Origin of the sequence: Domibacillus sp. A3M-37, assembly GCF_024213455.1 — a bacterium.
Lineage (GTDB): Bacteria > Bacillota > Bacilli > Bacillales > Domibacillaceae > Domibacillus > Domibacillus tundrae.
On record NZ_JANAVL010000037.1, the window covers coordinates 1 to 12,538 of the forward strand.

Consider the following 12,538-nt stretch of genomic DNA (forward strand, 5'->3'; position numbering starts at 1 on the left):
TTTCGCCATTTAAAATCCCCCTTGAGTAAACAGTAGCGTTGCTTTTCTACACTGTCCACTTAAGGGGGAGCATATCAGGGTATTATGTTGCATTTGTAACGCCCCGGATTCTAAAGATCTGGGGCGTTTTTGGGCTGCTCATACTCTATCTTGTGTCAATTTATATTTGGGTGGAAGCTACGCTACATCAACGTTTATCGGTTACTTACTCCTTAATACATAGAAGTATATACCGTCTATCACCTTTTTAGAATTATCTGGTAAAAGTCAAAGGATCCGTCAAACGATACTACCTATTTTTTTACAGAATTTAAAGAATATAGGATGTAATCAGTAGGTCGGTACTGTTCATTGGCAAATTAAAAATATGGTCTATCATTAGTCTGACAGCTATCATTCACGCTTTTTTCGAGCCACTGCTTGAATATAACTTAATTTTTTCCCGATATAGCTTTATTCTTGAAAAACGAGTTTAACGGCTCGCTCCGATAAATATGTATCTCCCAAAGCTGCATGGGCAACATTCTTTTTGTATTTTATTTTTTCTTTTCAAAAAATTTTATACAAAAGTGATCCAATCCAAATCTTCTTCCGTTAGCTGTTATAAGAACAACAAATTCTATGTTAAAAAAGGAGAGGTTTACTTTGAATAAAAGAAAAATGAACAAAAAATTCCTTATTGCCCCGCTTGCATTTTCACTCGCTCTCCCAACCGCCGCATTTGCAGACAACGGTGAACAGTACCATGAAATGAATCACCAAAACAAAACAGCGGCCGCTTCACAAAGTACAGCAACGCCAGCAGCAGAGCTTCGCATCACATTAGATACTGCTTTAACAGAGCATGCTTTTTTAGCAGTTGAAGCCATGCGCAAAGGCGCAAATGGCGCAAAAGATTTTGACCAAACGGCCGCAGCGCTTATGACCAACTCCGATGACCTTGCCGCCGCAGTTTCATCCGTTTATGGAGACGAAGCTGGAAAACAGTTTTTAGACATCTGGCACTCTCATATCAGCTATCTTGTTGACTATGTAAAAGCCACAGGCGCCGGTGATAAAGCAGCGAAACAGGCAGCGCTCGATAAATTGGAGGAGTATAAAAAAGAGCAAGCTGCCTTTTTCGCAACAGCAACAGAAGACCGCCTTCCCCAATCAGCGCTTGTAGAAGGGCTGTCCATGCACCTTGACCAGCTAGTCGGTGCATTTGATGCCTACACAGCAGGCGACTTTGAAACGGCATACACACATGAACGTGAAGCGATCCATCATATGAGCATGTTTGCTGAAACATTATCAGTTGCCATTGCTGAGCAATTTCCGGACAAGTTTAAAAACTCGAATCCTGACACACCAGCCGTTGATCTTCGCTCGCAGTTAAACTATGTATTTACCGAGCATGCCGGCCTGGCTGCTATGGCGATGCAGGACGGAGTCGATGGAGCGAAAAGCTTTGAGCAGGCGGCGGCTGCCCTAACTGCTAATGCCAATGACCTATCCACTGCTGTTGCATCTGTTTATGGTGAAGAAGCAGGAGCTCATTTTGCGAAGATCTGGAACTCTCATATCGGCTACTTTGTTGATTACGTGAAAGCCACAGGCGCAAAAGATGCCAAAGCTCAGGAAGCGGCGAAAGCAGATCTTGATGAGTACATTAAAAAGCAGGCCGCTTTCCTTGATACAGCGACACAAGGACGCGTATCAGCAGCAGACCTTGAAGAAGGCTTGACGATGCATGTAGATCAGCTGCTTAAGGCCTTTGATTCGTATGTAGCAGGCGACTATGAAACAGCGTACAGCTCTATCCGTGAAGCATACGCCCACATGAGCATGCCGGCTGCAGGATTATCCGCTGCTATTGTGGACCAGTTCCCGGATAAGTTCTCCGGCGAAGCAATGCCAAAAGAAATGCCGCATACCGGCCTTGGCGGCTCTCAGTCCAATATGTCGTACATGTGGCTGTTAGCCGGCTTGTTGCTTGCGTCTATTACAACTGTGGCAGCACTTCGCTTCCGCAATCAGTCTTAACCAATACGAAAAGCCTAAAGGATAAGCTCCTTTAGGCTCAGGTTGTTGACAAACGCCCGCTTTCGGCGTTACTTGCCGGCTGTGAATGCTTTATGCCCCCGAAAAGGTCATTACGCTTCCCAGTCGGCGGTATTCCTATTAGTCGAATATGTTCAAATTATGTGTCAGGGTAGTCTTCTATTTATACATCTAGGAGTCTTCAAAAGGTGATGACTTCGTGTTATTTGGCTCAGGTAGCTGCTATTAAAATGGTAAATGAAAAGGCAGCGTTCTTCTTAGCAGAAGAACGCTGCCTTTTCGAGATGTTGCAGTTCAAACTTTTTCCCATATATAAACTCTATTATTAAGATTACATATATAGTACGTAATCAAATTCATTGTCTCTATAATGTGAAGCTGATTATTTCTGCACTATTTTCAAAGTTCTGCAGCCAGGACGATATCACCAAGCGGCTGGGTGCTTTCTGGTGTCGGTTCTAGCGTAACGGCAATCATCTGCCAGTTTCCGTTTTTAGGTTCAGACATAACGTGTGATACAGCGCCATTTCCATTTTCATTTGGACGAAATGTACCGGCACGGACTTTATTACCTTGTTCATCGATCAGCCATACCTGATAAGCTTCCGTCCCTGAAAGTCCTTGTAGTTGCTCTGCCTGTACGATAACAGAAGCGGCACTTTCTTCATTTACTATTGTAGCTCGGGCTGATCCATTAAAACCTTCTGACGCGGCAAGCTGGACATCCTGAGTGGCACTGGCAGTCATCGGTTCGTTGACTGCTGACTTGTCGTTCAGCAGGAAGTAGGCATTGGCTCCAAGTGATAAAAGAAGAGAAGCGGCAAGCAGCGGCTGCAGCCATGGCTTTTGTTTTCGTGAAGGACGGCTTTTTTTTATTTCGTTTACTGGTTCAAGACCCTTTATTTCTTCCTTTTCACTGGCTGAAAAAACAGCCGCAAGAACTCGGTCTTTCATACCTTCATTTGGCTCGGTTGCTTCTGCAAGATACGGTAAATCTTCAGTTAGCACCTGGAGTTCAAGGAGTTCTTCCCGGCAATTTGAGCATGTTTCGAGATGCTTTTCAAATCCAGCTTTTTTCGCCTCCGTGAGGGTGTTATTAAAATAATCGAGTAATACGTCACATTCATGCTGTTCCTTCATCGCCTTCTCCTCCTTTCCCTCGCAAATGTGTCTTTAAATGCTTTAATGCAAGCCTAATCCTTCCTTTAACCGTTCCGAGCGGAATTTTCTGTTTTTGTGAAATGGCCTGCTGAGACAGGCCTTTAAAATAAAAGAGCTCGATTATTTCTCGCTGGTTTTCGGCGAGGTGTGTGATCGCTTTTCGCAATTCTGTTCCTTCTTCCTTCCATTGTATTAAATCTTCGATGGCCGTTTCCTGGCTTTGAAGGTCATCTCGTTCTGTGAGTGCTTCAGTTTGTTCATTTTTTCGGCGCATATGATCAATACTTGAATTCCGGGTGACGGTAAGCAGCCACGAAGAAAACTTTCCTTTTGATTCGTCATAAAGATCTGGTTTTGTCCACACTTTTATAAAAACTTCCTGAACAATTTCTTCTGACAGATCTCGCCTGCCAGTCATTCGAAAAGCAAATGAAAACAACAGTTTTTCATACCGTTCATAAAGCAATTCCAGTGCGTATTTATCTGATTGCTTGACTCTCCTATATAGTTCATAATCCTGTTCGCCCATGAGTCCCTCCTGTTCAGTCGAATGTACCAAGCTAACGTTTTACAAGTGCATTCGGATCATTTCATAAATAAAATTGTAAACTATTTTTAGGCTGTGCGGTAATTAAAATAACTAGTTAAAGATTTATTAAGGTGAGAGAAAGGCTCAAGAACATTTCTCTTTTTAAAAAAAATTTTTTCGAAAAGTGATCCATTTCTTTTTTCAGTCCGTTAGCTATATGAACAAGAAAAACCAAAAACAATGAAAAAGGAGATGGTTAAGGTGAATGTGAAAAAGAATATGAAAAAGAATATGAAAAAGAATATGAAAAAACTAATTGCTCCGGTAATGGGTCTAACATTAATCGTTCCGGGCATAGCATCGGCAAATACAGAGGCGGTGCCCACAGTTAACACGCCGGCGGCGGAGCTTCGCTCGACACTTGATCACTTATTGTCAGAGCATTATGTGCTCGCCGTTACGGCAATGACGAAATCATATGACGGAGCAAAAGATGCGGAAGCGGCGAACAAGGCACTTGATCAGAACGCAGTCGACATGACACCGGCCATTGCATCTGTTTATGGTGAAGAGGGTGCGAAAGAGTTTGAGCGCATTTTCAGAGGACACAATGATTACACAGCAGATTTAGTAGAAGCGGCAAAGGACGAAGATCCAGGTGCGCGTGCAGCGGCCGAAGATGAGGTTGAACAGTTCGTCACGGAATTCTCAGCTTTTCTCGATACAGCCACCGAAGGAAATCTGCCTGCTGAAGCAGCAGAAGATGCCATTCGTCTTCACGAGGAGCAAGTACTATCCGTTTTCGATAACTATGTAGAGGGAGACTACGAAGAAGCCAATATGGAATTCCGCGAAGGCTACAAGCACATGTATGCGATCAGTAAGGCATTGTCTACTGCGGTCGTGACCCAAATGCCGGAGAAATTTGAAAACACAAAAACAGACACATCAGCAGTGGAACTGCGCTCGGCGTTGAACAGCTTGGCAGCGGAGCACTTTGCGCTGGCAGCAACAGGTATGCAAAAAGGATTCGACCAGGGAGCAGATTATGATTTTGTGAGCTGGGCTGAAGATGCTAATACCGCAGATTTCAAAGCGGCCATCGCGTCGATCTACGGAGATGAAGGGGCTGCCCAGTTTGAAAAAGTATGGCAGACCGATCACATTAATGCACAAGCTGAAATCGTTGCGGCCACACTTGAAGATGATGAGGAAGCAGTCCAGTCCGCAAAAGCAAAACTTGATACATTTGCGAACGATTTTGGTGACTTTTTAGGAACAGCGACTGCTGGAAAACTGCCGGCAGAAGACGCGACAGCAGCGGTTAAAGAGCACGAAAAGCTTGTGAAGCAAACATTTGATCAATACACTGAAGGCGACTATGAGGCATCTTACGCTTCATTCCGGGAAGGGTATGCCTACATGTTCGGGATTGGGCAGGTGCTTAGCAATGCCATTGTGACACAAATGCCAGACAAGTTTACCGAAACGGCTATGCCTGCTGAAATGCCTAAAACAGGTCTTGGCGGTTCAGAAGACAACAACATGATTGCTGCGATTTGGGCAGTAATGGGCTCTGTACTTGTTGTAATGACTGCTTTATTGATCCGTCGTAAAGCCATTCAAAAATAACAACTGAAGAGAGGATCTCCCCTCTCTTCTTTATTTAAGGAAAGGAGAGTGATCCGTTATGAAACCGATCTTATTTTTAGCCACAGCCAGTATGATTTGTTTTCTTTTATTCGGCTATACAAGCGGTTATTTCCCGCATCCTTCTGTTCAAAGTGAGGAGCAGAAGCAGATGGCAGCTAATGTTGGGGAACAGCCGCCAGAATTCACACTCCTTGATGAGGAAGTGCAGAATCTGATGGCAGAGTCAAAAAAAACAGCCGCAACCAGCATCGTGCCAGCCAGTGTAGAAATTCCAGCGATTGGTGTGAAAGCAGCGATTGAACCAGTTGGTATTTTAGAAAATGGACAGATGGGCGTTCCAAAGGAAGTCAACAACGTCGGCTGGTTTGAGCCCGGCATTAAACCAGGGAATGTCGGAAATGCTGTTTTAGCCGGCCATGTTGACAGCAAAAAGGGTCCTACTGTTTTTTTCGATCTAAAGAAGCTTGAAAAAGGGGATCAAGTAATTGTCAAAGATGCTGAAGGAAAACAGCTGGTCTTTGTCGTGCAGGCAAAAAAGAGCTATGAGCGAAATTCAGCGCCCATTAACGAGGTTTTTGGCTCGTCTAATGAGAAAAAATTGAATTTAATCACATGCACTGGTCGATTTAACCGATCGGAAGGCACGCATGAAGAACGGCTTGTCGTGTATACGCAATTAAAAGAAGAACCTGTTGAAAAACCGATACAAAAGCCAGCTGCACCGACCAATGTTGAAGTGAACGGGACTTTTGTCTCCTGGCACGCTGTACGGGAAGAAACAGTAGTAGGTTACCGAATTTATCGTGAAGAAAACGGGAAATTCAAACATGTGGCAAGTATATCGGCTTTTGAACGCAAAAGCTACACCGATTCGGAAGCGCAAAACTACAGATATTATATAACGGCGGTAGATGCGTACAACCAGGAATCGGCGCCTTCTAAAGTAACGAAAAAATAACCTGAAGCTAGTTCTGAAGAGAATGTTCAAACAAGTATAATTGAACAAAAAAAGGTAAGGGGCTGCATTGTGCAGCGCCTTACCTTTTTTTGTTCGACACTGAATAACCATTTTATTTCCACCCATAACTTTATCAGTCATTCTAAAAATAAAAGGTTTTAAATCTATCTTTAGTTGTCCTCAGTTAAAAAAGAAATAAAATTCAGATGCAATAATCTGTTCTGGATTTATCTCTTTTCTGTATACGTCCTCTCAAGAACTGGTCGGACTTATGCATTTTAGTTTTATTTTGCGCAATAGAAACCAAATGGATTGTCAACACTAAATCAGACAACTTTCTTAAGAGACGATCGTTTGTATTCAATTGGACTTACGTAGCCTAGTGTTCCATGAATTCGCAGCTTGTTAAACCAGTTCACATAATCACTGAATTCAAGCGTAAGATGCTCTAAACTATCAAACTTCATCTGGCTGTTAAACTCTGTTTTAATGATTTTAAACGTGGCTTCCGCCACGGCATTATCATATGGACAGCCTTTCATGCTTAAAGAGCGGCTAATTTGGAAGGCCGCTAACGTTTCGTCGATGAGCTGGTTTTTAAACTCGCTGCCACGGTCGGTGTGGAACAGCTGTATATCCCGCAGATCACCTTGAATGGAAGAAAAAGCCCGTGCGACAAGGCTTGCATCTTTGTTTAATCCCGTGCTGAAGCCAATAATTTCGCGGTTAAAGAGGTCGACAAAGATACATACATAATGCCATTTGTTTTTGACTTTGACGTATGTTAAATCACTGACGACTACTTTTTTGGCTTCTGTCTGCTGAAACTCGCGTTTCAATTCATTTGCCTGAACTGATTCATTACAGGGAGTTTTCTGTGGCTTGAACTGTGCCACTGTATAGGAAGAAACAAGCCCTTGTTCCTTCATGATACGGCCAATAAGTCTCCTGGAAACCGTAAATCCACGCTTGTGCAGTTCGACTTTGATCTTGCGCGTGCCGTAGGCACTTCGGTTTTGTTCAAAAATCTCTATGACAGCGCCTGTTACGTCGTCTTCTGACTGACGCTCTTTGGCCTCATAGTAGTACGTACTACGTGAGATTTGCAGGACGCTGCACATTGCTGATAACGAGTATTTGTCTTTATTTCGCTTAATGACATTTACTTTCGTCCCATGATCAGCGCGGCTTGGTTTAAAATATCGTTCTCCATTCTAAGCTGCTTTAGTTCCTTGCGGAGTTCCAAAAGCTCCTGCTGTTCAGGAGAACGATTGCCCTTCTCTTTAAAAGAACCGGAGGTTTCATCCTGGTTGATCCACCGGTCAAGAGATGACGGAGTCAGATCATATTCATCAATAATGGCTCGTTTCGTTTTTCCATTCTGGTACAGCTGCACCATTTGCTTTTTGAACTCGGGCGTGAATGTGCGACGTTCTCGCTTTGTCATAGTTAGAGCTCCTCATCTGTTTTAGGTCAAGTGTACGTGACCTTAATTTTTCTGTCCAGATAAGTGTAGACGCTCCAAGATGCCGGAAGAATTCAAAAAGACCTTGCTGCAGTGCCATGAATTTTACATGGAAGATGATCAAATTATAAAGATTTCAAAAATAACGTAGAATAGAGTGCCTGAAGTTTATTAAACGGCGCGTATCCAGCACTTAATGAGAAAGGTAGGCATCTGTATGATCTCGAAGAATCCCATATATTCAAATCAGATTTAGATAAGACAGGTGGGGAAGGCCTCTTTTATGCCCAGATTTCAGCTCCCAAAAGCTGCCTGACCTCCCAGCTTCACTTTTTATTCCTTTACCGATCGGATACTTTATTCAAGAATTGAAGGGTTCTGGGATTTTTAGTTGCATTAAACACGTCTTCAGGCGTGCCTTTTTCCACTACCACACCACCGTCCATAAAAATGACCTGGTCGGCAGCTTCGCCCGCAAACTTCATTTCATGGGTTACAACTACCATTGTCCGCCCTTCGTTTGCCAGGTCTTTCATTACCTGCAGCACTTCTCCGACCAGCTCAGGGTCAAGGGCAGATGTTGGCTCATCAAAAAGAAGAACTTCTGGATCCATAGCCATCGCACGCGCAATCCCGACACGCTGCTGCTGGCCTCCGGATAATTGGAACGGATACATATCCGTCCGGTCATGCAGCCCGACTTTTTCTAATAAGAACAGAGCTTTTTTTCTGGCATCGTCTTTAGCACGCTTTAAAACGCTCAATTGACCCTCCATGACATTCTCAACAGCCGTCAAATGAGGGAACAAGTTATAGCTTTGAAAAACCATTCCGGTCTGCTTTCTAAAAGAAACCATTTCTGCTTGTTTAAGACGGATGCGTGAGGTTATATCTAATGTTTTGTTCCCAAGAGTAATGGTTCCCTGGTCGGGAATCTCCAGCAGGTTCAAACAGCGGAGGAGTGTGGTTTTCCCGGACCCGGAAGGCCCGATAATGACGGCTGTTTTCCCTTTTTCAATAGAAAGGCTTACCCCTTTTAATACTTCGAGTGAATCAAATCGTTTGTATAAATTATCAATTATGATCATCGCTTATCCTCCACTATTTTGCTACGCCGCGGCCGTACCGTATTTCGAGCCTGCCCTGAAGGTAGGAAAGCACGGTACTGAATATTAAGTAAATGAAGGCCACTTCGATATAAAGCCAGAGGGGCTCATAGGTAACCGCTGCAATCTGCTGTCCCTTTTGGAATAGCTCGGTAACCGTTATAGAGGCGGCAAGAGAAGTATCTTTCACAAGGCTGATAAAAGAATTTCCAAGCGGCGGAAGAGAAACGCGAACGGCCTGTGGAAGTATGATTCTTCTCATCGCCTGAGATTTTGTCATGCCGATACTATAGGCGGCTTCCCACTGCCCTTTATGAATTGACAATATGGCGGCGCGTATGATCTCCGAACTGTATGCCCCTTTATTCAGGGTAAAAACAATAACAGCAGCCGTAAAGGGAGAAAGGGTAATCCCTACACTTGGAAGCCCATAGAAGATGATAAACAGCTGAACCAATAAGGGAGTTCCCCTAAAAATCCATACATAAAAACGTGTGAAAAGAACAAGCGGCATAAATCCAGAGATTCTTGCTATCGCTGTAAAGAAAGCCAATATCAGGCCAAGAGTAAAAGTGATAAGTGTTAAAGGAATGGTATACTGCAAACCAGCCATTAGAATAGGAAAAAAAGATTCACTAAGGATTCCTGCAATTCGTTCTGTACGTTCCTCCCCGAACATATGCGATCTCTTCCTTTATTTCGATACGTCTGCACCGAACCATTTATTTGATATTTTTTCGAACGTACCGTCTTTTTGCATGTCGCCAAGAGCGCCATTAACAGCTTCAATTAGCTCCTCATTATCTTTTCGGAAAAGAAACGCACTCTCGGCAGCATCGTTTTCCGTATAGGCGACCTTGATTGGAAGCTCAGGACGCTGCTTTTTTAAATCTAAATAAGAAAGGCTGTCATTTAAAGTAGCGTCAGCGCGCCTGGAGGTTACTAAATCGATTGCCTGGTTAAAGCTTTCCACCCCGGTGATTTCTGCTCCGTGCTCCTCTGTTGTTTGGCGGTAATTGCTTGTTAAAGACTGGGCGACGGTTCTGCCTTTCAAATCGTCAAGCGATTTAATTTCGTTGTTGTCTTCCCGCACAACTAGAACAGCTTTCGAAAGGGTATAAGGGTCTGAAAAATCATATTTTTCTTTGCGTTCATCGTTTATTCCAACTTGATTGGCGATCATGTCATAACGTCTTGCATCAAGTCCAGCGATCATGCCGTCCCACTTTGTTTCAACAAATTGAGGCTTAATATCCAAGCGTTTAAACACTTCTGTAGCCACTTCGACATCAAATCCGGTTAATTTTCCAGATTTATCATGGAAGGTAAATGGAGAATAGGTACCTTCAGTACCAATTGTGATGACACCTTTTTCTTTTATTTTCTCATATGAGCTTTGTGCTTCCTGTTTATTTTCTTCTTCTTTTTTATCTTCGTTCGCATTATTTCCGCCACATGCAGCAAGGGCAAGAAGCAGAATAAGTGTAAAAACAGTCAACGTTAATTTTTTCATGCGGTAACCTCCAGGTATGGTTATAGGCCTTATAAAGAACATTGCTGGATGATCCAGCAATGAATAAACATCAACGAATTTCCGCTGTATTTTGCCCCCGGAGCAGGGTAATATTCCATTATTCATAATTAGATCAATGGTACGGATGGGGAGTTCCCGAAAATAAGCGAAGGAGGTATTCTCATGCTAAAGAAACGGGATATTGATCCATGAAGAAAGATAAAATAAAAAGACGAATAGACATGAGAGAGCATAATAAAATTTTTCATTTGGAAATTCCACAGGGCAAAAGCCTATTAGTTGATATCAAGGCCGAAAGGGTCCAAATATAGGGATTTCTAAATTCCAGCCACGGATAGATTGTTTTTTGTTCGAAGGTTCGTTTCTTGTTTTTCATCAAATCATTATTATTTTGGAAAAAAGCAGGAGAGGCTAATAAAACATGCGCCAAACAGTGGCTGGTGCAGCGTTCGACCTGGAGGAAAGCGAAGCCGCCAGCCGCAGCCACTATGCTGCTTTTTAAAAAGAATTCTTACAGGGCATTAAACACCCTGTGTAAAAAGCTTCATTCAGCTTACATAGTTTTTTGACAGTCTGAGGTTATTTTTGGTCCGCGCATGACACCGTGTCACTTAAATGGATAGGAGAGAAAACATGCCAAAACAAACGTTTTTCCACTTATCAAAAGACAAGCAGGAGATTTTACTAGAATCTGCGAAAAAAGAGTTTTCTAGAACACCATTACATGAAGCATCAATTGCAAAATGAAGCATCAATTGCAAACATTATTAAAAGTGCCGGAATTCCCAGAGGAAGCTTTTATCAATACTTTAACGACAAAGAGGATCTATATTACTACTTGTTAAATGCTTTTTTTTTATTATGCCACACATACAAGTTTGGGTACTCACAACTTAATAGAATTGTTACTTACGTACTTTATGTGTTCCAAAACTCGTCCTTTTCTGAACACGCTGCTGTTCAAGTTGAAAAGGATGTGACTTTAAGAGATAAATTGCACACTTTTTAAACGCTATTTTGCACTATAAGTAAATATAAAAAGCCCAATTTCTCATTAAAATTGAGAAATTAGGCTTTTTTCGTTGCTCCACTAAAGCGCCCGATTGTGGAACAAGAAATACATATGAAAAACGTTTATTTTTCTGCTTATTTTTAAACGCACCTGATTCCAGGTGCGTTGTGTTAGATGTTTTTTACAATCTCAATTACTTTAGACGGCTCTACACGTTTTGTGTAGTCAGAATCGACTTCTGCAAATACGATTTTACCTGACTGATTGATTACAAATGTAGTAGGCTTTGGAAGTTCCCAATCATTATTTCCATTATAGCTTGGAACGTCTAATTCAGAGTCCTTATATACTTCAATTAAATAATCCGGCATTTTAAATACCAAATCAAATTTTTCAGCAACTTTATTGCCTTCATCACTGAGAACAATGAATTCAAGCTCATTTTTTTCCTTTGTAGACAAGGATGCATCTGGTGTCTCCGGACTGATGGCTATTAATGTTGCACCTGCGTCTTTGATGGAATCTAATTCTCTTTGATAGGCTTTTAATTCAAGATTGCAGTAAGGGCACCAGCCACCTCGATAAAATGTCAGAACCACCGGTCCTTTTGAAAGCTCTTCAGTAATGGATACCGTTTTTCCTGTTGCGTCAGGAAGTCTAAAATCCGGTACTTGGTCTCCTTCTTTCAGTCCCTGTGCAACCCTGGATTCTTCTAGTTCTTTTGTTGCTTGCGCCATTAACTTCTGCTTTTCCTCAGGAGCCTTTTGCTTAAATGCTTCTTTATAAGCTTTAATTTCTTCGAGCAATGTAGTCATCTTTGTCCTTACCTCCTTTTTCATATCAATTAAACCTTAACAAGAAATTTCACTTTTTTCATTTAATTTGCTTTTATGATTCCATCAAGTATTACATTTTTCAAATTTCATCTTTATTTACTGACTAACTTTCGGTTTATTCAACTATATGGCCCGTTTGTTGAACAAAGTTAAAAAAGTACATATTGGAGTTAGTATAGTTTCATGGACACAGTTTAATTAAGTCCTTACAATTATTTTTGAGAGGATGTGTCCGAATTGG

The 12,538-nt window shown here is 42.2% G+C and carries 10 protein-coding genes and 1 pseudogene; 4 read left to right on the forward strand and 7 right to left on the reverse strand.

Annotated features, from left to right (window positions below; all coding sequences use genetic code 11):
* Positions 1-660 precede the first annotated feature (660 nt).
* Entirely contained in the window at positions 661-2,025 is a 1,365-nt protein-coding gene (locus NLX67_RS21615; RefSeq protein ID WP_254313477.1) for a copper amine oxidase, read from the forward strand.
* Between the two features lie 417 nt (positions 2,026-2,442).
* Here the strand turns inward: NLX67_RS21615 and NLX67_RS21620 are convergent, their stop codons facing one another.
* Complete coding sequence (locus NLX67_RS21620) at positions 2,443-3,183, reverse strand: anti-sigma factor (RefSeq protein ID WP_254313469.1); 741 nt, start codon at positions 3,181-3,183, stop codon at positions 2,443-2,445.
* Entirely contained in the window at positions 3,167-3,733 is a 567-nt protein-coding gene (locus tag NLX67_RS21625; RefSeq protein WP_254313470.1) for an RNA polymerase sigma factor, read from the reverse strand. Before NLX67_RS21625 ends, NLX67_RS21620 begins: the two co-directional genes overlap by 17 nt.
* 291 nt (positions 3,734-4,024) lie before the next feature.
* Here NLX67_RS21625 and NLX67_RS21630 point away from each other — a divergent pair, with 291 nt between their 5' ends.
* Both NLX67_RS21630 and NLX67_RS21635 read left to right on the forward strand, forming a co-directional pair.
* A complete protein-coding gene (locus tag NLX67_RS21630) occupies positions 4,025-5,365 on the forward strand; it encodes a copper amine oxidase (RefSeq protein ID WP_254313478.1) in 1,341 nt (446 codons plus the stop codon).
* Between the two features lie 58 nt (positions 5,366-5,423).
* Positions 5,424-6,344, forward strand: a complete 921-nt coding sequence (locus tag NLX67_RS21635) for a class F sortase (protein ID WP_254313471.1) — start codon at positions 5,424-5,426, stop codon at positions 6,342-6,344.
* A 326-nt stretch (positions 6,345-6,670) separates the two neighbouring features.
* On the opposite strand, the gene NLX67_RS21640 is transcribed toward NLX67_RS21635, so the two are convergent.
* From NLX67_RS21640 to NLX67_RS21655, 4 genes are all read right to left on the reverse strand, one after another.
* Positions 6,671-7,791, reverse strand: a protein-coding gene (locus NLX67_RS21640) for an IS3 family transposase (protein ID WP_254313472.1) whose coding sequence is annotated in 2 segments (ribosomal slippage) — positions 6,671-7,542 and positions 7,542-7,791 — 1,122 coding nt in all. Because the reading frame shifts where the segments join, the coding sequence is not laid out codon by codon here.
* 359 nt (positions 7,792-8,150) lie between these two features.
* A complete protein-coding gene (locus tag NLX67_RS21645) occupies positions 8,151-8,897 on the reverse strand; it encodes an amino acid ABC transporter ATP-binding protein (RefSeq protein ID WP_254313473.1) in 747 nt (248 codons plus the stop codon).
* Positions 8,898-8,910: 13 nt separating this feature from the next.
* The gene (locus NLX67_RS21650) at positions 8,911-9,594 is read right to left on the reverse strand and encodes an amino acid ABC transporter permease (protein WP_254313474.1); all 684 of its coding nucleotides are present in this window, start codon (positions 9,592-9,594) and stop codon (positions 8,911-8,913) included.
* 15 nt (positions 9,595-9,609) lie between these two features.
* A complete protein-coding gene (locus tag NLX67_RS21655) occupies positions 9,610-10,428 on the reverse strand; it encodes an amino acid ABC transporter substrate-binding protein (RefSeq protein ID WP_254313475.1) in 819 nt (272 codons plus the stop codon).
* A gap of 654 nt (positions 10,429-11,082) precedes the next feature.
* Between NLX67_RS21655 and NLX67_RS21660 the strand changes: the two are divergent.
* Positions 11,083-11,296 (forward strand): annotated as a pseudogene (locus tag NLX67_RS21660) (TetR/AcrR family transcriptional regulator); the annotation flags it as partial.
* Between the two features lie 335 nt (positions 11,297-11,631).
* Here the strand turns inward: NLX67_RS21660 and NLX67_RS21665 are convergent.
* The gene (locus tag NLX67_RS21665) at positions 11,632-12,276 is read right to left on the reverse strand and encodes a peroxiredoxin-like family protein (RefSeq protein WP_254313476.1); all 645 of its coding nucleotides are present in this window, start codon (positions 12,274-12,276) and stop codon (positions 11,632-11,634) included.
* Positions 12,277-12,538 lie beyond the last annotated feature (262 nt).